20 protein-coding genes are annotated in these 24,154 nt (G+C 69.7%); 13 read left to right on the top strand and 7 right to left on the bottom strand.

All coding sequences use genetic code 11. The features are described from left to right. The first annotated feature begins 44 nt into the window (after positions 1–44). From ACX938_RS12610 to glmM, 9 genes are all read left to right on the top strand, one after another. Positions 45–971, top strand: a complete 927-nt coding sequence (locus tag ACX938_RS12610; RefSeq protein ID WP_459431320.1) for a glycine--tRNA ligase subunit alpha — start codon at positions 45–47, stop codon at positions 969–971. Further along, positions 968–1,471 carry a DUF6446 family protein gene (locus tag ACX938_RS12605; RefSeq protein WP_459431319.1) on the top strand — a complete coding sequence of 168 codons (504 nt, stop codon included), beginning with the start codon at positions 968–970 and terminating at the stop codon, positions 1,469–1,471. The genes ACX938_RS12610 and ACX938_RS12605 overlap by 4 nt, the downstream gene beginning before the upstream one ends. Positions 1,472–1,625: 154 nt before the next feature. Beyond that, positions 1,626–2,498, top strand: coding sequence for a DUF1206 domain-containing protein (locus ACX938_RS12600; protein WP_459431318.1), 873 nt, complete (start codon positions 1,626–1,628; stop codon positions 2,496–2,498). A gap of 82 nt (positions 2,499–2,580) precedes the next feature. Further along, positions 2,581–4,704 (top strand): glycine--tRNA ligase subunit beta, encoded by a 2,124-nt coding sequence (glyS, locus tag ACX938_RS12595; RefSeq protein ID WP_459431317.1) that lies wholly within the window; start codon positions 2,581–2,583, stop codon positions 4,702–4,704. 75 nt (positions 4,705–4,779) lie between these two features. Then, positions 4,780–7,350: a putative PEP-binding protein gene (locus ACX938_RS12590; RefSeq protein WP_232753089.1), complete on the top strand. Its 2,571-nt coding sequence runs from the start codon at positions 4,780–4,782 to the stop codon at positions 7,348–7,350. A gap of 164 nt (positions 7,351–7,514) precedes the next feature. Further along, entirely contained in the window at positions 7,515–8,156 is a 642-nt protein-coding gene (locus ACX938_RS12585; RefSeq protein ID WP_232753090.1) for a cell wall hydrolase, read from the top strand. A gap of 103 nt (positions 8,157–8,259) precedes the next feature. After that, the gene (locus tag ACX938_RS12580; protein WP_459431316.1) at positions 8,260–9,186 is read left to right on the top strand and encodes a dihydroneopterin aldolase; all 927 of its coding nucleotides are present in this window, start codon (positions 8,260–8,262) and stop codon (positions 9,184–9,186) included. A 42-nt stretch (positions 9,187–9,228) separates the two neighbouring features. After that, complete coding sequence (gene folP, locus ACX938_RS12575; RefSeq protein WP_459431315.1) at positions 9,229–10,251, top strand: dihydropteroate synthase; 1,023 nt, start codon at positions 9,229–9,231, stop codon at positions 10,249–10,251. After that, on the top strand, positions 10,241–11,584 hold the full coding sequence (gene glmM, locus ACX938_RS12570; protein WP_232753093.1) for a phosphoglucosamine mutase: 1,344 nt from the start codon (positions 10,241–10,243) through the stop codon (positions 11,582–11,584). Before folP ends, glmM begins: the two co-directional genes overlap by 11 nt. Positions 11,585–11,595: 11 nt before the next feature. Here glmM and ACX938_RS12565 read toward each other — a convergent pair whose 3' ends face one another. Together ACX938_RS12565 and proS are read right to left on the bottom strand one after the other, a co-directional pair. Beyond that, positions 11,596–12,102, bottom strand: a complete 507-nt coding sequence (locus tag ACX938_RS12565) for a DUF2937 family protein (protein WP_459431314.1) — start codon at positions 12,100–12,102, stop codon at positions 11,596–11,598. A gap of 377 nt (positions 12,103–12,479) precedes the next feature. After that, positions 12,480–13,820, bottom strand: coding sequence for a proline--tRNA ligase (gene proS, locus ACX938_RS12560; RefSeq protein ID WP_459431313.1), 1,341 nt, complete (start codon positions 13,818–13,820; stop codon positions 12,480–12,482). A 602-nt stretch (positions 13,821–14,422) separates the two neighbouring features. Between proS and ACX938_RS12555 the strand changes: the two genes are divergently transcribed. The 4 genes from ACX938_RS12555 to ACX938_RS12540 all read left to right on the top strand — a co-directional run bounded on the left by ACX938_RS12555 (position 14,423) and on the right by ACX938_RS12540 (position 20,032). Beyond that, the gene (locus ACX938_RS12555) at positions 14,423–15,499 is read left to right on the top strand and encodes an AI-2E family transporter (protein ID WP_459431312.1); all 1,077 of its coding nucleotides are present in this window, start codon (positions 14,423–14,425) and stop codon (positions 15,497–15,499) included. Between the two features lie 3 nt (positions 15,500–15,502). Beyond that, positions 15,503–16,213 (top strand): P-loop NTPase family protein, encoded by a 711-nt coding sequence (locus tag ACX938_RS12550; RefSeq protein WP_232753097.1) that lies wholly within the window; start codon positions 15,503–15,505, stop codon positions 16,211–16,213. Between the two features lie 26 nt (positions 16,214–16,239). Next, on the top strand, positions 16,240–18,411 hold the full coding sequence (locus ACX938_RS12545) for an RNA degradosome polyphosphate kinase (RefSeq protein ID WP_232753098.1): 2,172 nt from the start codon (positions 16,240–16,242) through the stop codon (positions 18,409–18,411). 82 nt (positions 18,412–18,493) lie between these two features. Then, positions 18,494–20,032: a Ppx/GppA family phosphatase gene (locus ACX938_RS12540; protein ID WP_232753099.1), complete on the top strand. Its 1,539-nt coding sequence runs from the start codon at positions 18,494–18,496 to the stop codon at positions 20,030–20,032. A gap of 191 nt (positions 20,033–20,223) precedes the next feature. Here ACX938_RS12540 and ACX938_RS12535 read toward each other — a convergent pair whose 3' ends face one another. From ACX938_RS12535 to ACX938_RS12515, 5 genes are read right to left on the bottom strand one after another with little or no spacing between them, the layout of a single operon-like run. Further along, positions 20,224–20,613 (bottom strand): hypothetical protein, encoded by a 390-nt coding sequence (locus ACX938_RS12535; RefSeq protein ID WP_459431311.1) that lies wholly within the window; start codon positions 20,611–20,613, stop codon positions 20,224–20,226. Positions 20,614–20,666: 53 nt separating this feature from the next. After that, a complete protein-coding gene (locus ACX938_RS12530; RefSeq protein WP_459431310.1) occupies positions 20,667–21,350 on the bottom strand; it encodes a TerB family tellurite resistance protein in 684 nt (227 codons plus the stop codon). Between the two features lie 32 nt (positions 21,351–21,382). Next, positions 21,383–21,883: a GNAT family N-acetyltransferase gene (locus ACX938_RS12525; protein WP_459431309.1), complete on the bottom strand. Its 501-nt coding sequence runs from the start codon at positions 21,881–21,883 to the stop codon at positions 21,383–21,385. Beyond that, positions 21,871–22,485, bottom strand: a complete 615-nt coding sequence (locus ACX938_RS12520; RefSeq protein ID WP_459431308.1) for a VOC family protein — start codon at positions 22,483–22,485, stop codon at positions 21,871–21,873. Before ACX938_RS12520 ends, ACX938_RS12525 begins: the two co-directional genes overlap by 13 nt. Then, the gene (locus ACX938_RS12515; RefSeq protein WP_459431307.1) at positions 22,485–24,035 is read right to left on the bottom strand and encodes a helicase HerA-like domain-containing protein; all 1,551 of its coding nucleotides are present in this window, start codon (positions 24,033–24,035) and stop codon (positions 22,485–22,487) included. Before ACX938_RS12515 ends, ACX938_RS12520 begins: the two co-directional genes overlap by 1 nt. Between the last annotated feature and the right edge of the window lie 119 nt (positions 24,036–24,154).

Here is a 24,154-nt window from a genome sequence, read left to right as displayed (position 1 = left end):
ATGTGGCGTCCTAATCAAGCGCCGACAGAAAGGACGGGCTGCCCATGGACAATCGCGACACGCCGCAGAGCTTCCAGGAGATCATCCTGCGCCTCCAGGCCTACTGGGCCTCGAAGGGCTGCGCGGTCTTGCAGCCCTACGACATGGAGGTCGGCGCGGGCACCTTCCACCCGGCCACCACGCTGCGCGCGCTGGGCTCGCAGCCCTGGGCGGCGGCCTATGTGCAGCCCTCGCGCCGGCCCACCGACGGGCGCTACGGCGAGAACCCCAACCGCCTGCAGCACTACTACCAGTACCAGGTGATCATCAAACCGAGCCCGCCAGACCTGCAGGAGCTTTATCTCGGCTCGCTGCGCGCCATCGGCATCGACCTCGAGCTGCACGACGTGCGCTTTGTCGAGGACGACTGGGAAAGCCCGACGCTCGGCGCCTGGGGGCTCGGCTGGGAGGTCTGGTGCGACGGCATGGAGGTCTCGCAGTTCACCTATTTCCAGCAGGTCGGCGGGCACGATTGCGCGCCGGTCTCGGGCGAGCTGACCTACGGGCTCGAGCGGCTGGCGATGTATGTCCTGGGCATCGACCACGTGATGGAAATGCCCTTCAACGATCCCTCCGCGCCGATCCCGCTGAGCTACGGCGACGTCTTCCGCCAGACCGAGGAGGAATACAGCCGCCACAACTTCGACCACGCCTCGACCGAGATGCTGCTGCGCCACTTCGAGGACGCCGAGGCCGAATGCCAGAAGCTGCTCGAGGCCCCCGCCGAGGACCCCAAGATGCAGCGGCGCATCGTCATGGCGCACCCCGCCTATGACCAATGCATCAAGGCCAGCCACCTCTTCAACCTGCTCGACGCGCGCGGGGTGATCTCGGTCACCGAGCGGCAGGCCTATATCGGTCGCGTGCGGGCCCTGGCGAAGATGTGCGCCGATGCCTTCGTGACCACGCCGGCCGCGACGGGCGCGGCATGAGCGGCAAGCTCGTCGCCCTGGTGATCCTCGCCTGCGCCGCGATCGGCGGGGCGGCGATGTATTACCTGCAGGTCTTTGCCTATTACGAGCGCACGCCCGATCAGGCGGCGCTGGAGCTTTTGGCGACCGAAGCGAGCCTGCAGGAGATCGCCATCGCGAACTACCAGGGCATCGACGCGGACAGCTCGCCCCTGCGCTACCGCGCCTGCTTCGACCTGGAGACCGCACCCGAGGCCGTCGAGGGCGTGCCCTACGAGGGCGCCGTGCCGCGCAACGCGCCGTTCTGGTTCTCCTGCTTCGACGCCGAGGAAATCGGCGCGCAGATCGCCTCGGGCGAGGCGCGGGTGCTGACCGTGGCGCGCAACATCGAGTTCGGCATCGACCGGGTGGTGGCGCTGACCGAGGCGGGCCGCGGCTACGTCTGGCAGGAGGTCAACGACTGCGGCGAGAAGGCCTACGACGGCACGCCGCTCGGCGACGACTGCCCGACGCGGGAGTGAACGGCGCGGCCAAGGGCTGAGAAGGAGAGCGTCTGCGTCCATCCGCGCGCCGCATCCCAAGCCCGGCCCCCTTCGCCCCCAATCCCCAACGGAACCGCATCCGCCCTCCGCGCGCTGTGGCATCGAGCACAGCACGCGCCGAGGAGGTTCCGAGATGCCGCAAGACAGCGCCCCCGCCTGGGTCGTCCCCGTCATGCGCGCGGGCTATTCCGCCCGCGCCGTCGTCTACGCGCTGGTGGGCGGTCTGGCCCTCACCGCCGCTCTGACCGGCGGGGCCGCCGAGGGCACCACCAACGCGCTGGCCGAGCTGCGCCGGGCGCCCTTCGGCAGCGCCGCGCTCTGGGCCGTGGCACTGGGGCTCCTGGCCTATGCGCTCTGGCGCTTCCTGGCCGCCTGGTACGACCTCGAACGCCGGGGCGGCGACGGCTCGGGGCTCTTCGAACGCGGCGGCCTGGTTGTCACCGGGGCGATCCACGCGGGCCTCGGCCTCTCGGTCCTGGGGCTGGCGCGCGGCGGCTCGGGCTCGGGTTCAGGTGGCGGCGGCGGCGCGGCGCAGGACTGGACCGCGCAGATCCTCACCCTGCCCTACGGCCCCTGGATCGTCGCGGCAATCGGGCTCGGCACCATCGGCGCGGGGCTTTACTACATGCAGAAGGGTTGGCGGCAGACCTACAAACGGCACATCCGCGTGGCACCCTTGACCCGCAAGCTCGACCCGGCGCTGCAGGCGGGCTTCTTGGCCCAAGGCGCGCTCATCGCGATCATCGGCGCGCTGATCATCAGCGCGGGCTTCACCACCTCGCCCGAAAACGCCGGCGGCATCGGCGCCGCGCTGGGCGAGCTCCGCGCGGCCCCCTTCGGGCGGATCCTCCTGGGCGTGGTGGCGCTGGGGCTCCTGGGCTTCGCGCTCGAGAACCTGGTCGAGGCGAAATACCGCATCGTGCCCGCCCGCGCGGGGCCGGACGTCCAGACCCTGGCCTCGCGCGCCAAGGCCGAGGCGCGGCGCCAGGCGGCCAAGGCCTCCTGACGCTTCCCGCTGGACCTTGCCGCCCCGCCCCGCTATCCCGCGCCCGACTGACTGAACGGATTGGCGATAGCAGAGAGGCCCGATGCCCGACCTTCTGATCGAACTCTTCTCCGAAGAGATCCCGGCGCGGATGCAGGCGCGCGCGGCGCAGGATCTGAAAGCGAAGGTCACCGACGGCCTTGTCGAGGCAGGGCTGACCTATGCCCATGCCGGCGCCTTCGCGACGCCCCGGCGGCTGGTGCTGACGCTGGAGGGTCTGCTCGCCCACAGCCCCACCACCCGCGAAGAGCGCAAGGGCCCCAAGGTCGACGCGCCCGAGAAGGCCATCGAGGGCTTCCTTCGCGGCGCGGGCGTCGCGCGCGAGGATCTCGAGGAGCGCGAGGACAAGAAGGGCCGCACCTTCTACGCGGTGATCGAGAAGCCGGGCCGCCCGGCGCCCGAGATCGTGGGTGAGGTGCTCGAGGCGACGATCCGCAACTTCCCCTGGCCGAAGTCCATGCGCTGGGGCGCGGGCAGCCTGCGCTGGGTGCGCCCGCTGCACCGCATCCTCTGCATCCTGACCAATGACACGGGCGAGACCGAGGTGGTGCCGCTGGACGTCGACGGGATCACCGCGGGCGATGTGACCGAGGGCCACCGCTTCATGGCGCCAGAGTCGTTTTCCGTCACCTCCTTCGAGGATTACGCCGCGAAGCTGAAGCGCGCCAAGGTCATGCTCGATCCCGAGGAGCGCGCCGAGGCGATCTGGAACGACGCCACCAATGCCGCCTTCGCCGCCGGGCTCGAGGTGGTCGAGGATCGGGGCCTCCTGGCCGAGGTTGCGGGGCTGGTCGAATGGCCGGTGGTGCTCATGGGCGAGATCGGCGCGGAGTTCCTCGAGCTGCCGCCCGAGGTGCTGATGACCTCGATGAAGGAGCACCAGAAGTTCTTCTCGCTGCGCAACCCCAAGACCGGCCGCATCGAGCGCTTCGTGACCGTCGCCAACCGCGAGACCGCGGACAATGGCGCGACGATCCTAGCGGGCAACCAGAAGGTGCTGGCCGCGCGGCTCTCGGACGCGAAGTTCTTCTGGGAGAACGACCTGCGCATCGCCAAGGATCTGGCCATGGCACCCTGGCTCGACCAGCTCGCCCATGTGACCTTCCACAACAAGCTCGGCAACCAGAAGGCCCGGATCGAGCGGATCGCGGCGCTCGCCCGCGAGATCGCGCCCGAGGTCGGTGCGGATGCCGATCTGGCCGAACAGGCCGCGCGCACGGTCAAGGCGGATCTTTCCTCCGAGATGGTCGGAGAGTTTCCAGAACTTCAGGGGCTTATGGGCCGCTATTACAGCGAGGCCGCAGGGCTTTCGCCCGAGGTCGCGGCGGCCTGCGAAGAGCATTACTCGCCGCTCGGCCCCTCGGATGCGGTGCCCTCGGCGCCGGTCTCGGTGGCCGTGGCGCTGGCCGACAAGCTCGACACGCTGACCGGCTTCTGGGCGATCGACGAGAAGCCCACCGGGTCGAAGGACCCCTTTGCGCTGCGCCGCGCGGCCTTGGGGGTGATCCGGCTTCTGACGGACAACGACAAGCGCCTGGCCCTTCTTGAGGTCTTCGGCAAGAACACCGCGCTGGCCGAGATCCTCGCGACCCGCTTCGGCGATGCCGACAAGATCCCCGAGGGCGAGCGCGCGCGCATCGACGCCGACCTCCTCGCCTTCTTCCACGACCGCCTGAAGGTTCACCTCAAGGGCGAAGGCGTGCGCCACGACGTCATCGACGCCTGCCTCGCCATGCCGCAGGCCGACGACCTCACGCTGCTAGTGAAACGCGCCCGCGCGCTACAGGCGGTGCTGTCCACCGAGGACGGCGAGAACCTCGTGCAGGGCTTCAAGCGCGCCAACAACATCCTCACCCAGGCCGAGGAGAAGGACGGCGTCGAATACAGCTTCGGCGCCGACCGCAAGTTCGCCGAGACCGAGGCCGAGACCGCGCTCTTCGACGCGCTCGACGCCGCCGACGCCAAGATCGGCCCGGCCATGGGCTCCGAGGACTTCCCCGCCGCCATGGGCGCCATGGCCGCGATCCGGCCCGAGCTCGACGCCTTCTTCGAGGCGGTGCAGGTCAATACCGACAACGAGATCCTGCGCCGCAACCGTCTGAACCTCCTGTCGCGGATCCGCACGGTCTGCCTGCAGGTGGCCGATCTGACGCGTCTGGAAGGCTGATCCGCCCGCGCCCCGCGCCGCCCTTGCCAGGCGGCGCCTGAGGCGTATCCTGCGGCCAGGAGAAGGATTGCCGCGGTGCAGAAATACCTCACGGAGGTCTCGTTCACCCTCGACCGGCACGTCACGCTGGTCACGCCGACGGCGCCCATCGCGCCGGATACCCACGGCGGTCGGGCGAAATGTCTGCAACGGCTGGTGCGGCTGAAGCTGCCGGTGCCGCGCACGGTGGCCCTGTCCTTCGACACGGTGAAGGCGATCCCGCTGGGGCGCATCCCCGACACCCGGCAGCTTCTGTCGGTCTTCGACAGCGAGGCGCTCCTCTGCGTGCGGCCCTCCTCGCAGGATCCCGACTGGGGCGGGCCGACGACGATCCTCAACATCGGCATGAACGACGCCGTCTGCGCGCGGCTCTCCGAGACGCTGGGCCAGGAGGCCGCCGAGGCGCTCTATCGCCGCTGGGTGCAAAGCTACGCGGTGCATGTCGCCCGTCTCGATCCCGACGCCTTCGAAGAGATCGACCCCGACGACCCCGAGGCACTGGCCCGCGCCCTGCGCGCCTATGAGGACGAGGCCGAGGAGCCTTTCCCCCAGGACCCCGCGAAACAGCTCGCCGAGGTGCTGCGCTCCATGGCGCGGGCCTGGGAAAGCGTCTCGGCGCGGCTCCTGCGCGAGGCCAAGGGCGCGCCGGTGGACGCGGGCCTCGGCCTCGTGGTGCAGGAGATGGCCCTGGGGCTCGGGCGCGGCGAAAGCGGCTCGGGCGTGCTTCAACTGGTGAACCCCGAGACCGGCCTGCCGCAGGTCACCGGGCGTTACCTCAGCCAGAGCCAGGGCCGCGATGCGCTGGCGGCGGGCAAGAAGGCGCTGTTCCTGGTGCGCGACCCGCGCGGGCCCTCCTTCGAGGAGCGCCTGCCCGAGCTCTTCGCCGAACTAAAGGACCACGCCGCGCTGATGCGCCAGCGCCTGCGCGCCGAGATGCAGGTCGAGTTCACCATCGAGAACGGGCGGCTCTTCATCCTCGACGGGGTGGTCGTGCCGGCTTCGGATGCCGCCGCCATCCGCATCGCGGTGCGGCTGGCCGAGGACGGGATCATCACCCCGCGCGAGGCGGTGATGCGGGTGCATCCGAGCGCCCTCTCGGCCCTGCTGCACCCCCAGGTCGACCCGCGCGCCGAGCGTGACGTGATCGGCCATGGCATTGGCGCCAGCCCCGGCGCCGCCACCGGCCGCATCGTCTTCACCGCCGCCGCCGCCCAGGCGCTGGCCGCCCGCGAGGAGCCCTGCATCCTGGTCCGCCGCGAGACCTCGCCCGAGGACGTGCGCGGCATGCATGCCGCCGTGGCGATCCTGACCGAGAAGGGCGGCATGTCCTCGCATGCGGCGGTGATCGGCCGCGGCATGGGCCGCCCCTGCGTCGTTGGCGCGCGCAACATGCGCTTCCAGGTCAAGCGCGAGACGCTCGTCGCCGAGGACGGCCGCAGCTTCCGCGAGGGCGAGGTGATCACCGTCGACGGCACCAGCGGCGAGGTCCTGGCCGGGGCACCCGCGATGCTGGGGGCGATGCTCGACGATGCCTTCCGCACGCTCCTCGGCTGGGCCGACGCCGACCGCGACCTGCGCATCCGGGTCAACGCCGACACCCCCGAGGACGCCGAGAAGGCGCGGATGTTCGACGCCGGCGGCATCGGGCTTTGCCGGACCGAGCATATGTTCTTCGAGCCCGGCCGCCTCACCGTCATGCAGGAGATGATCTTCGCCGCCACCCCCGAAGACCGGCGCGCGGCGCTGGCGCGGCTGCTGCCGATCCAGCGCGCCGACTTCAAGGCGCTCTTCTCGATCATGAGCGGCAAGCCGGTCTGCATCCGGCTCTTCGACCCGCCCTTGCACGAGTTCCTGCCGACTGACCGCGCGGGCCTGCGCGATCTGGCCGAGGCGCTGAACCTGCCGGTCTCGGATGTCACCCGCCGGGTCGACGCCATGGGCGAATACAACCCCATGCTGGGCCTGCGCGGCGTGCGGCTCGGGATCACCGTGCCCGAGATCTACGACATGCAGGCCCGGGCGATCTTCGAGGCGACGCTCGAGGCCTCGCGCAAGGACGACCCGGTGGTGCCCGAGATCATGATCCCGCTGGTCTCGGCCCGGCGCGAGGTCGAACTGGTGCGCAAGCGCGTCGACGCGGTGGCCGCCGCCGTCCGCACCGAAAGCGGGCGCGACTTCACCTACCGGCTCGGCGTCATGGTCGAGACCCCGCGCGCCTGCCTCCTGGCCGGAGAGATCGCCCCGCATGTCGATTTCCTGAGCTTCGGCACCAACGACCTGACCCAGATGACCTATGGGCTCAGCCGCGACGACGCGGGCCGCTTCATGTCGGACTACGTGCAGCAGGGCGTCTTCGACGAGGACCCCTTTCACCGGCTCGACGTGCTGGGCGTGGGCGAACTTCTGAAGATCGGCCTCGATCGGGCGCGCGCCGCCAAACCCGAGATCATCGTCTCGATCTGCGGCGAACACGGCGGCAATCCCGAATCGATTCACGTCTGCCGGTCGCTCGGGATGAACTATGCAAGCTGCTCACCCTTTCGGGTTCCGGTGGCGCGACTTGCTGCCGCACAGGCGGCGATCCTCGACAAAATCGAGCGATCCTAGGGTTTTGCGCGGAAAACGACACGCCCGAGTCTGAAAAGCGGCGGAAATGTGCCCATAGGTCAGCCTGCAAGCTGGACGCCTTGACCATTTTTCCCTAGGACGCCGCGGACCGAAAACCGGGGGTTCCCTGCCCCCGGTGCATTTGTTCCCAAGGGGTGTCTGCAATGCAACGCTTTCTCAAGATGACGCTGGCGGCTCTGGCTCTGGCCGCGCCTGCCTCCGCCGAGGTCGAAGAGACCAACATGGAGAAGGTCCTGCGCCAGGAAAGCCGCGGCCTGAACGCCGCCGCCTCGGCGCATCTGCAACGCCTGGTAACGCCGGCGCCGGAAAGCGGGCTGCGCGACCTGCAGTACAGCCGCGGCTGGCTCGACCAGCAGAACTTCCGCACCGGCGGCGCGGAATGGGAGTGCCTGGCCGAGGCGCTGTATTTCGAGGCCCGCGGCGAGACCGTGAAAGGCCAGTTCGCCGTGGCCGAGGTGATCCTCAACCGCGCCGATTCCCCGCGCTTCCCCAGCTCGGTCTGCGGCGTCGTGCACCAGGGCACTGCCTCGGGCCGGAAATACGGCTGCCAGTTCACCTTCAAATGCGACGGTGCCCCCGAGGCGATCCACGAGGCCGCCGCCTACCGCCGCGTCGGCAAGGTCGCCCGGCTGATGCTCGAGGGCGCGCCGCGCCGGCTGACCGCGGGCGCCACGCATTACCACACCACCGCCGTGTCGCCCTCCTGGGCGCGCAGCTTCCCGATGACCGCGCAGATCGGCGTGCATCGCTTCTACCGCCAGCCGCTGCGCCTCTCGCAGCGCTGAGCGCGGCAATGTCGCTCCCGGGCCCGGATGCGCCGGGTTCCGGTGGCACATGGCGGCGCGCTTCGCTATTGCGGGTGGGCAATGCCGCCAAGGGGAGCCGGGGATGGCCTCTGAAATCCGACTAGCCTTCGCGCATCCCGCCGAGCGCGCCATCGCCACGGCGGGCGAGGACCCGCGCGACCGTATCTCCCTGCGGGACCATGTCCGCGAGGTCGAGATCGGCGCCTTCCAGGCCGAACGCGGCACCACCCAGCGCATCTGCTTCAACGTCGTCGTCGAGGTGCGCCCCCTGGCCCGCCCGATCGAGGACGACGTCGACCGGATCCTGTCCTACGACCGGGTGACCGAGGCGATCGAGGCCGAGCTGCAGTCCGAGCGGCTGAACCTCCTGGAGACGCTGGCCGAACATATCGCCGAGCGCATCCTGCACGAACCCCAGGCGCTGCGCGTCTTCGTGCGGATCGAGAAGCTCGACCGCGGCCCCGGCGCGCTCGGGGTCGAGATCGTGCGCTCGCGCGCCGAGGTGGAGGCCGCCTCTTCCGAGCGGGCCACCGAGCAGCCGCATCCCCGCGTGGTCTTCCTGTCGAACGCCGCGATCACCGATCCGCGCCTGTCTGAATGGATCGACCAGGCCCAGGCCGACGGCGCGCCGCTGATCCTTTGCGTGGGGCCGCATGACTGCGCCCTGCCCCGGGTCGAGCACCGGCTGGTGCAGCGCCGGATCGACCTCCTGGCGATCGAGCAGAACGGCTGGATCCTCGCCGCGCGCGACGCCCGCGCCAAGGTGGTGGCCACCCGGACCGAGCTCGACTGGGCGATGAAGAACGGCCAGGTCAGCGTCTGGGCGCCCTCGAAGATCGTGCTCGACGCGACACAGGGGCCAAGCGCGGCGCCGCGCGACGCGGAGAGCCTCGCGGCCTGGTTCGCGGGCCAGATCACCGCGCGCGAACTGGTGGTCGTCGGCGGCACCGCGCCCGAGGGCGCGCCCGTGCCGCTGATCCTGAAGGAGCCCGCCGACCGGCTGTTCTGAGCTGGCTTGCCAGCCCGGCGCTCCCGTGGCACTCGCGCGCCCATGGATATCTGCTACCGCCCGATCCTCTCTGCCGACCCGGTCCCCGTGCCCGGCGCGCAACGGCTGGCCGGCGGGCCGCTCTGGTTCACCCATGCCGAGGTGATCGCCCGCGGTGCGCCTGCCCACCGCATCCCCGCCGAGGAGATCCCCGAGGCCAGCCTGCAGGCCTTGACCGCGCCCCGCGCACCCCTGGCCGGGGTCGAGATGACGGGCGGCGCGCCCCGGGTCATGGGCATCCTCAACGCCACGCCGGATTCCTTCTCGGACGGCGGGCTTTTCGAGGCCCGCGAGGCGGCGCTGGCCCAGGCCCGCGCCATGGTCGCCGCGGGCGCCGAGATCCTCGATATCGGCGGCGAATCCACCCGCCCCGGTGCGACGGAAGTGGCTGCCGAGGACGAAGCCGCCCGCATCCTGCCGCTGATCGAGGAACTGGCCCCGCGCCTCGGCGCGCCGATCTCGGTCGACACCCGCAAGGCGGAGGTGGGCCGCGCGGGGCTCTCGGCGGGCGCGGTGATGCTGAACGACGTCTCGGGCCTCGACTTCGACCCCGGCATGGCGGCGCTTGCCGCCGAGACGGGCGCGCCGATCTGCGTGATGCACGCCCAGGGCCGCCCCGAGACCATGCAGAACGACCCGGCCTATGAGAACGTCACCCTCGACGTGCTGGGCTTCCTCGAAGAGCGCCTGACGCGCCTCGAAGCCGCCGGCCTGCCCCGCGACAAGGTCGTGGTGGACCCCGGCATCGGCTTCGGCAAGACGGTCGAACACAACCTTGAACTGCTGCGGAATATCGCCGTTTTCCACAACCTGGGATGTCCGGTCTTGCTTGGCGTCTCGCGAAAGGGTTTCATTGGGCATATTTCAGGAGAAACGGAGGCGCGGGCCCGCGCCCCGGGGTCGATCGCGGTCGCACTGGCCGCGCTCGGGCAAGGGGTGCAGATTTTCCGGGTCCATGACGTCGCCGAGACGGTTCAGGCATTCAAGCTCTGGCAGTCGGTAACGGGACAGAGACATGACACGTAAGTATTTCGGCACAGACGGCGTCCGGGGGACGGCCAACCTGTATCCTATGACCGCCGAGATGGCGCTGATGATCGGCGCCGCGGCGGGGCGGTATTTCCGCCGCGAACACTCCGGCGTGCACCGGGTGGTGATCGGCAAGGACACGCGCCGCTCGGGCTACATGTTCGAGAACGCGCTGACCGCGGGGCTGACCTCGACGGGCATGAACGTGCTGCTGCTCGGCCCGGTGCCGACGCCCGCGGTGGGGCTGCTGACGCCCTCGATGCGGGCGGACCTGGGCATCATGATCTCGGCCAGCCACAACCCGGCGGCCGACAACGGCATCAAGTTCTTCGGCCCCGACGGCTTCAAGCTCTCGGACGAGGCCGAAATGGAAATCGAGGCCCTGCTCGACGCGGGCGTCGCCCCGGCGAAACCCGCCAACATCGGCCGCGCCAAGCGCATCGACGACGGCCGCTTCCGCTACCAGGAGCGGGTGAAATCCACCTTCCCGACCGGCATGCGGCTCGACGGGGTGAAGATCGTGATCGACTGCGCCAATGGCGCCGCCCACCGCGCCGCGCCCGAGGTCCTCTGGGAGCTGGGCGCCGAGGTGATCGCCATGGGCGTCAATCCCGACGGCCACAACATCAACGACGGCTGCGGCTCGACCCATCCCGAGGCCGCCGCCCGCCGGGTGCTGGACGAGGGCGCCGACGTGGGCATCTGCCTGGACGGCGACGCCGACCGGGTGATCCTGATCGACGACAAGGGCCAGATCGCCGACGGCGACCAGATCATGGCGCTCATGGCCGCCCGCTGGGCCGAGGAGGACCGCCTGAGCGACGGCACGCTGGTCGCAACCGTCATGTCGAACCTCGGGCTCGAGCATTTCCTGACCGACCGGGGCCTGCGCCTCGAGCGCACCGGCGTCGGCGACCGCTACGTGGTCGAGGCCATGCGGCGCGGCGGCTGGAACCTCGGCGGCGAGCAGTCGGGCCATATCGTGATGACCGATTACGCCACCACCGGCGACGGGCTCATGGCGGCGCTGCAGTTCCTCTCGGAGATGGTGCGCACCGGCGAGCCCGCGCATGAGCTGGTGCGCAATTTCGAACGGGTGCCGCAGCTTCTGAAGAACGTCCGCTACGCGCCCGGGGCGACGCCGCTCGAACGCGCGGCGGTGAAAAGCGCGATCGAAAGCGCCGAGGCGACGCTTGGCGGCAAGGGCCGGCTGTTGATCCGCAAGTCGGGCACCGAGCCGCTGATCCGCGTCATGGCCGAATGCGAGGACGAGGCGTTGCTGACCCAGGTGGTCGACGGCATCGTCGCCGAGGTCGAAAGCGCGGCCTGAGGGGCTGCCGTTTAGGCTCCGCGACTGAACGCGCGGCGGGTGAAAAGCCGCCGCGCCATCCGTCCGGCGAGGCCCGCCAGCCCTCCGAAAAACGCAAAGCCCGCGAGGGCGAAGCTCAGCCCCTGCGGGGTCAGCGGCAACGCGGGCTTGTAAGCCTGGAAGGTGCGCGCCGCAATCTCGCGGTCGGTGAGGCGCGTGGCCATGCGGGCGCGGGCGAAAGGCCCCGCGGCCTCGAGCGCAGCCAGATCGGCGCGCAGCCGGTCGTAGCGGGCCACCGTGGCGCGCATGGTCTCTGCCCGCCCGGCTCCGAAATCCCCGCCGGTGGCCAACTGGGCCAGCGCCGCTTCGCGGGAGAGCCCATAGGCCGCGGCATCGGCGTCGAACTCCGCCACCACGCGCGAGAGCTCATCCACCGCGCCGCCCAGACGCTGCTGATATTGCTGGGAAAACTCCGGGAATTGCGAGAGGCCCGCAGCGCCCGCGAGCCCCGCCGTCAGGGCCACCACCCGTGTGAGCATCGCTCTGCCTCCTCACCCCTCCGCGCGGCCCTCTTGGCGGGGCGTGTTCGGGGGCACGGGGCCACTGCCCCGGCCCTCCGGCGCGGATTTTCTGCGGGGAAGCCTAGCAGCCGGTCGGCACAAGGCCCAGTGGCGCGTGGCGCCGCCCCTCCGATCGGCGATGCGGCGCGCGGGCCCGGCGGTTTTGCAGGGCCCAACCGGGTCAGCCGACGCAAACCCGGCACAGCGGTTTTGCAGGTCCTAACCGGGTCATCCGACGCCAAACCGGCACGGCGGCTTTTGCGCGGACCAGAGGGGCCGGCCAGCGCGAACGTGGCACGGCGGCTTTTGCGCGGACCAGCCGGGGCGGCCAAGGCCAACCCGGCGCTCCCGAATCCTCAGGCCGCCTTGCCGTAGATCTGCGCAATGCGCTCGACCGCCTGTTCGGGGGGCAGCTCCTCGCTTTCGCCGGTGCGGCGCGAGGTCAGCTCCACCACGCCGTTCTTCAGCCCGCGCGGGCCGACGGTGATGCGCCAGGGCAGACCGATCAGGTCCATGGTGGCGAATTTCGCGCCCGCGCGCTCTTCGCGGTCGTCGTAGAGCGGCTCGAGCCCCAGCGCCAGGAGGCTGTCGTAGAGCGCCTGGCAGGCGCCATCCGCCTCGGCGTCGCCCTGCTTGAGGTTCACGATGCCGGCGTGGAAGGGCGTCACGCCTTCAGGCCAGATGATGCCGTTGTCGTCGTGGCTGGCCTCGATGATCGCGCCGACGAGGCGGCTGACGCCGATGCCGTGGCTGCCCATATGCACCGGCACGTGGTTGCCCTCCTGGTCGACCACCGTGGCGCCCATGGGCTCGGAATACTTGGTGCCGAAGTAGAAGATCTGCCCGACCTCGATGCCGCGGGCCTGGCGCTGGCGCGCCTCGGGGACCTGGGCGAAGAGCTCGGGATCATGGGTCTCGTCGGTGCGGGCATAGCGCGAGGTGAACTCCTCGAGCACGGCGCGGCACTGGGCGTGGTCGTCGTAGTCGATCTCGCGCGCACCGAAGCTCAGGTCGGTGATCTCGCTGTCGTAGAAAACCTCGCTCTCGCCGGTCTCGGCCAGGACCAGGAATTCATGCGTGTCGTCGCCGCCGATCGGGCCGCTGTCGGCGCGCATCGGGATCGCCTGGAGGCCCATGCGCTCGTAGGTGCGCAGGTAGCTGACCAGGTGGCGGTTGTAGGCGTGCAGCGCGTCCTCGCGGGTGAGGTCGAAGTTGTAGCCGTCCTTCATCAGGAACTCGCGGCCGCGCATGACGCCGAAGCGCGGACGGCGCTCGTCGCGGAACTTCCACTGGATGTGGTAGAGCGTCATCGGCAGGTCTTTGTAGCTCGAGACGTGGCTGCGGAAGATGTCGGTGATCATCTCCTCGTTGGTCGGCCCGAAGAGCATGTCGCGCTCGTGGCGGTCGCGGATGCGCAGCATCTCGGGGCCATAGGCGTCGTAGCGCCCCGATTCCCGCCAGAGATCGGCCGATTGCAGCGTCGGCATCAGCATCGGGATATGACCCGCGCGGATCTGTTCCTCGTGCACGATGCGCTCGATGTTGCGCAGGACCTTGTAGCCCATCGGCAGCCAGGAATAGATCCCGGCGGAGGCCTGTTTGATCATGCCCGCGCGCAGCATGAGCCGGTGCGAGACGATCTGCGCCTCCGAGGGCGTTTCCTTCAGGACGGGCAGGAAATAGCGGCTGAGGCGCATGGCGGCTCCGGTCGGTCAAGGGTCATGTCTGTCCGAGCCGGTGTAGGCGAAAGCGCGCGACAAGTGCAATGCCCCGAAGGGGTTGGGGGATGGGTGACGCTGGGGGCGGTTTGGGGGGGTGTGCGTGGGGTTTGGGCTTGGCATTGGTCGTAGTACTGACCCTGGCTCAGGCTCTGGAAGGGACCTAGCCCCCTGCCCCTCAACCAGCCCCTCGATTGCCTGACGCGCTACGAAACCCAAGCAGTGCGCCCTTGCGCCCGAATAGCACCGAAGGTGCCGGACGCGCGCCGGACCGGCCCCTTGGGCCGGCGCTCCTTCGGGTGGCGTGTTTAGCTCGCCTCTAGTCCTGACCTTTTTGGGATTAAGCGCATAGCTCTCCTGTCGGAAGCGCCGGCCCCCGGTCCGGCGCGCGCCCTCGGGTGCAATGTTGGCGCAAAGGCCCTTTGCGGCCGTTGCGCAGCCAAAACCTGAACCTCCTTCCCGGCCCAAAGGCAGGCTCTCACCCCCGCTCCGCCAAGAAACTCCCCGCTCCCACCACCCGCGCCGCTTGCATCACCTGCCGCGACGCAGCAAAACAGAGGTCCAAGCCAGGGAGAGCCCGCATGAACCTGCCGGTCCGCGAACAGCTCAAATACTGGGGCATCGCCGCGGCGGTCATCGCGGTGCTCCTGTGGTTCCTGGGCGATGTGCTCCTGCCCTTCGTCCTGGGCGCGGCCATCGCCTATTTCCTCGATCCCGTCGCAGACCGGCTCGAGTCCGCGGGTTGCTCGCGCGCGCTGGCGACCGCGATCATCACCATCTGCGCGCTCCTGATCTTCGTGCTCATGGCGCTCCTGGTGGTGCCGACGCTGGTGCGCCAGACCGGACAGCTGATCGAGGTCGCCCCGGAGCTGGCGCGCAACCTCCAGAGCTTCCTCGCCACCCGCTTCCCGGACCTTCTGGCCGAGGACAGCGTGGTCCGCGACACGCTCACCCAGATCGGGCAGACGGTGCGCGACCGCGGCGGGCAGCTTTTGCAGACGGCGCTGACCTCGGCGGCCTCGCTGCTGAACGTCGTGCTGCTTTTCGTGATCGTGCCGGTGGTGGCGGTCTACCTGCTCCTTGACTGGGACAACATGGTGGCCCGCGTCGACGAGCTCCTGCCGCGCGAACATGCCCCGGTGATCCGCGCGCTGGCGGCGGACATCGACCACGTGCTGTCTTCCTTCGTGCGCGGCATGGGCACGGTCTCGCTGATCCTCGGGGTCTATTACGCCGTGGCGCTGATGCTCGTGGGGCTGCAGTTCGGCCTGGTCGTGGGGGTGGTCGCGGGGGTCCTGACCTTCATTCCCTATGTCGGCGCCATCGTCGGCGGGGTGCTGGCGATCGGGCTGGCGCTCTTCCAGTTCTGGGGCGACTGGCTCTGGATCGTGGCGGTCTGGGCGATCTTCCAGTCCGGCCAGTTCATCGAGGGCAACTTCCTCACCCCCAAGCTCGTCGGCAATTCGGTCGGGCTGCACCCGGTCTGGCTCCTGCTGGCGATGTCGGTCTTCGGCTCGCTCTTCGGCTTCGTGGGGCTCCTGGTCGCCGTGCCGGTGGCCGCCGCGATCGGGGTCGTCGCGCGGTTCCTCGTCGGGCGCTACAAGTCGAGCCGGCTCTACCTCGGCGGACCCGAGCGCCGGAACGACGCGGAGGGCTGAGCCATGGCGCGGCAGCTTCCCCTGAACCTGCCCTCTAGACCGGCCCTCGGGCGCGGCGATTTCTTCGTGACCGAGGCCAATGCCCTGGCGGTTGCGCAGATCGACCACTGGCGCGCCTGGCCGAGCGGCAAGCTGGTGCTCTCGGGCCCGCGCGGCTCGGGCAAGACGCATCTGGCGCATGTCTGGTCGGCGGAAAGCGGCGCGCGCATCCTCGAGGCCGCCGAACTGACCGAGGAGGCCGTGCCCGACCTCGTCGACGGGCCGATCTGCGTCGAGGACGCCGACCGCATCGCCGGCGACCGCGCCCAGGAGGAGGTGCTCTTCCACCTGCACAACCTCGCCCGCGCCGAGGGCCAGCCGCTCATGGTCACCGCCTCCCGGCCCCCGGCGCGCTGGGGCCTCTGCCTGCCCGATCTGGCCAGCCGTATGCAGGGCGCCGAGATCGCCAAGCTGAACGCCCCGGACGAGCTCCTGCTCGCAGGGGTCATCGCCAAGCTCTTCGCCGACCGGCAGATCACCCCGGCGCCCACGGTCATTCCCTATCTGCTGACCCATATGCCGCGCAGCTTCGCCGCCGCCGGCGCCATCGTCGATGCCATGGACGCCCGGGCCCTCGGCGAGAAGCGCGGCGTGACCCGTGCCCTTGCCATCGACCTCATCAGGGAGTTCTCTGACAGCGAGGAAAGCTTCGAGGCGGGCCTGTCATCGGAGTGATACAAGATCCCCCTAAGCGAGGCGCCATGAACACAGCCGATTTCCTGAAGTCCGACCGCCCCGCGCCCACCCGCATCGAGGGGTTCGACGCCACCGGGCCGGATCGGTATTTCAACCGGGAATTGAGCTGGCTTGGTTTCAACTGGCGCGTCCTCGAAGAGGCCGAGAACACCCGCGTGCCGCTTCTGGAGCGGGTGCGCTTCCTGTCGATCTCGGCCTCGAACCTTGACGAGTTCTACACCGTCCGCGTCGCGGGCCTGCGCGAGCTGGCCCAGGCCGGCAACACCACGCCCGCCGCCGACGGGCTGACCCCGGCCCAGCAGCTGGTGAAAATCAACGAGGACGCCCGCCGCCTCATGGCCCGCCAGCAGGAGGTGCTGCAGAAGCTGCGCCAGATGATCGAGGCGCAGGGCATCTCGATCCTCTCGCGCGGCCAGCTCAGCGGCTCCGACAAGGAGGCGCTGGCGGTGACCTTTCTCGAGAACATCTTCCCGGTGCTCTCGCCGCTGGCCATCGACCCGGCGCATCCCTTCCCCTTCATCGCCAACATGGGCTACTGCCTCGCGGTCGAACTGGTGCGCCGCAAGGACGGTAACGTCTTGAAGGCGCTGCTGCCGATCCCGGCGCAGATCGACCGCTTCGTGCGGCTCCCGGCCGAGAACGGCGACCACCGCTTCGCCTTCGTCGAGGACGTGCTGCTTCTGCATATCGACAGCCTCTTCCCCGGCTACACGCTGCGCGACCACTTCGGCTTCCGGGTGCTGCGCGACAGCGACCTCGAGGTCGAGGAAGAGGCCGAGGACCTCGTGCGCGAGTTCGAGGTGGCGCTGAAGCGCCGCCGCCGGGGCGAGGTGGTGCGGCTCACGGTCAGCGCGGGCGCGCCCAAGGGGCTGCGCGACATCGTCATGCGCGAGCTGCACGTGAAAGAGGACGAGGTGATCGAGCTCGACGGCATGATCGGCGTCGGCGACACCAAGGAACTGGTGCTGGACGCCCGGCCGGACCTCCTCTGGCCCTCCTTCACGCCGCGGGTGCCGGAACGGGTGCAGGACCACGACGGGGACATGTTCTCGGCGATCCGGCAGAAGGACATGCTGCTGCACCACCCCTATGAGACCTTCGACATGGTGGTGCGCTTCCTCAATCAGGCGGCGCGCGACCCGGATGTCGTGGCGATCAAGAACACGCTTTACCGGACCTCTAAGAACTCGCCCATCGTCGAGGCGCTCTGCGAGGCCGCCGAGGACGGCAAGTCGGTCACCGCGCTGGTCGAACTGAAGGCGCGCTTCGACGAGGCCGCCAACATCCGCCAGTCGCGGCGGCTGGAACGGGCGGGCGCGCATGTGGTCTACGGCTTCCTCGACTGGAAGACCCACGCCAAGATCGCCACCGTGGTCCGCCGCGAGGGCGACCGGCTGGTGACCTATACCCACTGGGGGACCGGCAACTACCACCCGATCACCGCCAAGATCTACACCGACCTCAGCTTCTTCACCTGCGACCCGGTCTTGGGGCGCGACGCGGCCAAGGTCTTCAACTACCTCTCGGGCTACGCCAGCCCCGAGGGGCTCGAGAACCTCTCGATCTCGCCGCATACGCTGAAGCCCAAGCTCCTCGAGATGATCGAGGCCGAGATCGCCCATGCCCAGGCCGGGCGGCCGGCGCAGATATGGGCCAAGATGAACTCGCTGATCGAATCCGAGATGATCGACACGCTCTACCGGGCGAGCCAGGCGGGGGTGAAGATCGACCTGGTGATCCGCGGCATCTGCGGGCTGCGCCCCGGGGTCGAGGGCCTTTCGGAGAACATCCGGGTGAAATCCATCGTCGGGCGTTTTCTCGAACACAGCCGCATCGCCTGTTTCGGCAACGGCCACGGGCTGCCGCACGAGAAGAGCCGGGTCTTCATGTCCTCGGCTGACTGGATGGGCCGCAACCTCAACCGCCGGGTCGAGACCATGATCGAGATCCACAACCCCACCGTGAAGGCGCAGATCACCAGCCAGATCGTGGCGGCCAATCTCGCCGATGTGGCGCAGAGCTGGATCATGCAGCCCGACGGGCATTTCGCCCGCGCCGAGCTGCCCGCCGACGACGGGTTCGCCTTCAATTGCCACACCTTCTTCATGGAGAACCCCTCGCTCTCGGGGCGGGGCTCCGCCGGGGCGGCGGATGTGCCGAAGCTCACCCACCACTGATCCCGCAGGTTAAACATTTGACGCAAGCCGCCTGCTGCGCCAGTTTCCCGCGCAGAGGCCGAGGCCAGGATACGAGCGCGACATGGATGGAACCCACGACCCCGATCACCCCGATTGGGGCCCGTTCGGAAGACCGCTGTTTGCCGATCCCGACGTGCGCGCGCTTCGCCGTGTGGGCGTGGTCGACATCGGGTCGAACTCGGTCCGGCTGGTGGTCTTCGACGGCGCGGCGCGCTCGCCGGCCTATTTCTACAACGAGAAGATCATGTGTGCGCTCGGCGCGGGGCTCGCTGAGACCGGCGAGCTGAACCCCGAGGGCCGCGCCCGTGCGCTGGCGGCGCTGAAGCGCTTCAAGCTCCTGGCCGACGGCATGGGCACCGAGCTGACAGCGGTGGCCACCGCGGCCGTGCGCGCCGCCTCGGACGGCGATGCCTTCCGCGAGGACGTGCGCCGCGAGACCGGGCTCGAGATCTACGTGGTCGACGGCGAGGAAGAGGCCCGGCTCTCGGCCCAGGGCGTGCTTCTGGGCTGGCCGGGCTCCTACGGGCTGGTCTGCGACATCGGCGGCTCCTCGATGGAGCTTGCGGAGATCTCCGGCGGCCAGGTCGGGCGGCGCGTGACCTCGGACCTCGGGCCCCTGAAGCTGCGCGACGTCAAGGGCGGCAAGAAGGGCCGCGAGGCGGTCATCAAGGAGACCCTCGCCGCCCTGACCGAGAAGATGGGCGCGCAGCGCGACCGGCTGTTCCTGGTCGGCGGCTCCTGGCGCGCCATCGCGCGGATCGACATGGAGCGGCGCGGCTACCCGCTGCACGTCCTGCACGAATACCGCATGGACGCCCAGGCGGTGCGCGACACGGTGAAATTCATCCTGAAGGCCGACCTCGAGGAGCTGCGCGGCCGCTGCGGCATCTCCTCGGCGCGGATGTCGCTGGTGCCCTATGCGGCCGAGGTCTTGAAGCGCATGGTGCAGACCTTCAAGCCCAAGGACATCGCCGTCTCGAGCTACGGCATCCGCGAGGGGATGCTCTTCGAGCAGATGCCCCAGAAGCTGCGCGACCGCGACCCGCTGATCGAAAGCTGCCGCTACGCCGAGGCCAAGGACGCCCGCCTGCCCGGCTTCGGGCGCAAGCTCTTCCATTTCGTCGAGCCGCTCTTCAACGGCGCGCGCCCGGCGCGCATCCGCATCGTCAAGGCGGCCTGCCTTCTGCACGACGTGAGCTGGCGCGCGCATCCCGACTACCGGGCCGAGACGGTCTTCGACAATGCCACCCGCGCCAACCTCGGCGGGCTGAAGCACGAGGAACGGGTCTTCCTGGGCCTCGCGCTCCTGCATCGCTACCGCAACAAGCGCGAGGGCACCCGCTTCGAGGCGCTGGCGCCGATCCTCAGCGCCGCCGAGGTGCAGGAGGCCGAGATCCTCGGCAAGGCCATGCGCTTCGGCGCGATGCTCTGGATGTCAGAGGGCGACCTGGGCGCGCGGCTGACCTGGCATCCGCGCAAGCGGCTCCTGATCCTGCGTCTGACCGAAGCCGCCGCGCCGCTCTACGGCGAGGTCGCCGCGGCGCGCTTCGAGAGCCTGGTGAAATCGCTGGGCGCGGAGTTCGAGGTGAAGATCGGCTGAGGTGGGGCGCGTGGCGTGGTGCTGGCCCGGGCCCGCGCAGAGTGTGGCGCCGTCCGGGTGCCAGCGCACGCCGCCGCAAAAACCCGGGCCCGCGCGCGGCGTGGCGCTTTCCCGAACCACCGCACAGCGCAGCACTTATCCTGACCTGCACACGGCGCGGCGATGACCGAGCCCCGCGCAGGCCACGCCGCTTAAAGGTCGATCGAGCCCTCGGGCGCGGGGGTCTCCGGGTCCGTCTCCGGCCCGGTCTCCGGCTCCAGCGGCGCTTTCCGGCGGATGATGATGTCGCCGTTCTCCAGGATCTCGGGCGGGTGGTAATCCGACCAGTCCTCGACCTCTTCCAGCACCTCGCGCAGCGCCGGGCCCATCTCGGCCACGAAGTCCGACAGCGCCGGCTCGATGCCCTCCATGATCCGGCGCAGCTCTTCGAAGGCGGGTTCGGCCTCGTCCATCAGCCCGTCGAAGAAAAGCTGCATCCCGCGTTCCATCAGGGAAAAGCCTTCCTCCTCCCCGTCCGTATCCTGCGCGGCGGCGGGGCTGAGAAACAGGCAGAGGGCGGCGGCGGTGGGCGTGAGTCTCATGAGGCCAAATATAGCCCCCTCAGACCCCGCGCCCAAGGCCCGGGCGCAGGGGCTCAGGCCGGGGCCTTGCCCTGGATCTCTTCCCAGGCGCGGTTGATCGCAATCAAGCGCTTCTCGCTCATCTTCACCGCCTCTTCCGGCAGGCCGCGCGCGACCATGCGGTCGGGATGGCTGTCGCGCACCAGCGCCCGCCAGGCCTTGCGGATCTCCGGCAGCGGCGTCTCGGGAGCGACGCCCAGCACCGCGTAGGGGTCGGGCTCGGCATCGGGCACGTAGCGGGTCCGCAGCGCCCGGAAGCGCGTGCCCTCGATCCCGAAGATCCGCGCCACGTCGTTCAGGAAGGCGTCTTCCTTCGGGTGATAGGTGCCGTCGGCGATGGCGATGTGGAAGAGCCCCTCCATCAGGTCGCAAAGCACCGTCTTGTCCGAGCGGAACATCGCCGCGATGCGCCCGGCGTAGACCTCGTAGCCCGCCACGTCGGTCCGCGCGAGGTTGAAGACCCGCGCCGCGCCGGGCTCGTCCTCGGGGGCGATGTGGAAGACCTCGCGGAAGGCGGCCACCTCCGAGCGCGTTACCTGCCCGTCGGCCTTGGCCATCTTCGCCGCCAGCGCGATGACCGCGATTGTGAAGGCGACCGAACGCTCGGGCGGGGCGCGCAGATGCTCGAAGACCGTCGCCAGGCTTTCGCCCTGACGAAGCGCCGCGAGCGCCTGGGAGATGCGGGACCAGATCGACATGGACGGGAACCTAGGGCAATCCTTTCAAGGTGTCAGGCTGCCGGGAACAGCATTTTTTGCACGAGCACAAGGTCAATCCACCGATCGAACTTGCGCCCGGCCTCGCGGATGCGGCCGACCTCGGCAAAGCCGAGCCGCGCGTGGAAGGCCAGCGCGCCGGTGTTCTCGGCGCTGATGCCGCCGATCAGCGAATGATGGCCCGCCTGCCGGGCCTCACCTTCGAGCGCCTGCATGAGCGCCCGGCCCAGGCCCTGCCCGGCGGTCCCCGGCGCGGTGAAGACGCTGTGCTCCTGCGTGCGGGCATAGCCCGGCCCGCCCCGGAAGGCGCCGTAGGTGGCGAAGCCAGAGAGCTCGTTTGCGGCTTCGGCCACGAGGAAGGCGCGGCCCCGCTCGGCGATCATGTGCGCTACGGCCTCGGGGGTCTTCTCCTCGGTGGTGAAGGTGATGGTGCTGTCGCGCACGAAGGGGTTCCAGATCGCTGCGATCGCCTCGGCGTCACCGGCGCTGGCGGGCCGCAGGGTCAGCTCAGCCATCGCGTAACCCCGGAGCGTTCGAGCCGCGCCGAAAGCCCGGCCTGCGCGGCGGGCGTGAAGCGCGGCAGCGGGCTGTCGAGGACGCCCGCGAGCCTTGCCGCCAGCGCCTCGGCATCGGGGTGGGCGATGACCAGCTCGGTCAGCCGCCAGCCGGAGGAGGTCAGCCGATCCCCCGCGGGCACCGGGCTTTTCCACTCGATGAAGGCCGGGAAGAGCCCGTCGTAGGGCAGCATCCCGTCCTCGGGCACCGCCATGATCCAGTGAAGATCGCCGCGCGTGATCGGCACCGGGCGCCCGGCCTCGGGGAAGGCCGCCAGCGCCGCATCCATGTCGGGCACCCGGCAAATCCACTTGTCGAGCCGCGGCGGCCCCGCGAAGGCATCGAGCCCGAACCAGCGCGCCCGCCCGGGCGGCGGGGCCTCGGGGTCGGCGGCGATGGCCTCGAGGTAGAGGCCCTCTTCCAGCCCCAGGAGCCGGTTGTGGGTGGCGAAAGCGGCATGCGCCCCGCCGGGGCCCAGGGGCTCCCCCAGGGCGGCCTCGGCATGGGCATGGGCCGCCTCCAGCGTCTCGCCCAGCACCGCGATATGATCGAGGCTCAGCATCAGCGGCCCTTGAAGAGACCCCCGAGGATGCCGCGCACGATGCGCCGCCCCGTGGTGCCCTTCAGCTCCTTGACCACTGCCTGCGCCAGCGCGCCGCCGATGCTGTCCCCCTTGGAGGGACGCGGCACACTGCGCGCGCTGGAGCGGCCGACGCGGGGCCCGGTGTAGCGCCGCCCGGCGCTGTAGTCGCGGCGCGCGGGCGCGGCCTCCTCGGCCTGGCGTTCCTCGGCCTCGGCTTCCGCCGCGGCGCGTTCGGCGCGGGCCGTCAGCATCTCGTAGGCCGAGGCGCGGTCGATCGCCTTGTCGTATTTGAGCCCCAGGTCGCTGGCATCCAGCACGGCACGGCGCGCCTCGGGAGAAATCGGCCCCAGCCGCGAGGACGGCGGGCGGATCAGCGTGCGCTCGGCCACGCCCGGCACGCCCTTCTTCTCGAGCATGGAGGTCACCGCCTCGCCGACGCCGACCTCGCGGATCGCGCTTTCGATGTCGAAGCGCGGGTTCTCGCGGTAGGTCTCGGCGGCCATGCGCAGGGCCTTGCGGTCGCGCGCAGTGAAGGCGCGCAGCGCGTGCTGCACCCGGTTGCCGAGCTGGCCGAGGATGTCCTCGGGCACGTCGTCGGGGTTCTGGGTGATGAAATAGACGCCCACCCCCTTGGAGCGGATCAGCCGGGCGACCTGTTCGACCTTTTCGATCAGCGCCTTGGGGGCGTCCTCGAACAACAGGTGCGCCTCGTCGAAGAAGAAGACCAGCCGCGGCTTCTCGGGGTCGCCGACCTCGGGCAGCTCCTCGAAAAGCTCGGAAAGCAGCCACAGCAGGAAGGTCGCGTAGAGCCGGGGCGCCGCCATGAGCTTGTCGGCGGCCAGGATGTTGATCTGTCCGCGCCCGCCCTCACGCAGGCGCATGAGGTCCGCAAGCATCAGCGCCGGCTCTCCGAAAAGCCGCGTGCCGCCCTGGTTGTCGAGCACCAGGAGCCGCCGCTGGATCGCGCCCACCGATTGCACCGCGATATTGCCATAGCGCAGCGACAGCGCCTCGCGGTTCTGCCCGACCCAGACCAGGAGCGCCTGCAGGTCCTTGAGGTCGAGCAGCGGCAGCCCCTCTTCGTCGGCGACCCTGAAGGCGATGTTGACGATGCCCTCCTGCGCCTCGGTCAGCTCGAGCATGCGCGAGATCAGAAGCGGCCCCATCTCGGCCACGGTGGTGCGCACCGGGTGGCCCTGGTCGCCGAAGAGATCCCAGAAGGTGACGGGAAATCCCTCGTAGGCGTAGTCCGTGAACCCGATGGTCGCGGCGCGGCTGGTGAATGGCTCGTGCAACTTGAAGGCGGCGCTGCCGGGCTCGGCGAGGCCGGAAAGATCGCCCTTCACATCGGACAGAAAGACCGGCACGCCGGCCTTGGAAAAGCCCTCGGCCAGGATCTGCAGGGTCACGGTCTTGCCGGTGCCCGTGGCCCCCGCGATCAACCCGTGCCGGTTGGCGTAGCCGAGATCGAGGACCTGCTTCTCCCCGTAGCCTTCACCGCCGTCGCCGACGAACACGCCCTCGCCCATGTCCCTGCCCTCGCACTGCACCGTTCGGGCTGACCATACTTGCTTAACTATTTGCTGTCAGTGTGAATTTCGTCCCTGCCGGGGCTCATCTCCGGCGTGGGACGGACATCCTCCCTGTC

The sequence above is a fragment of the Roseivivax sp. genome (genome assembly GCF_054552075.1).
The sequence above is the reverse complement of the archived record's forward strand: the minus strand, read 5'-3'. Positions and strand labels throughout refer to the sequence as shown.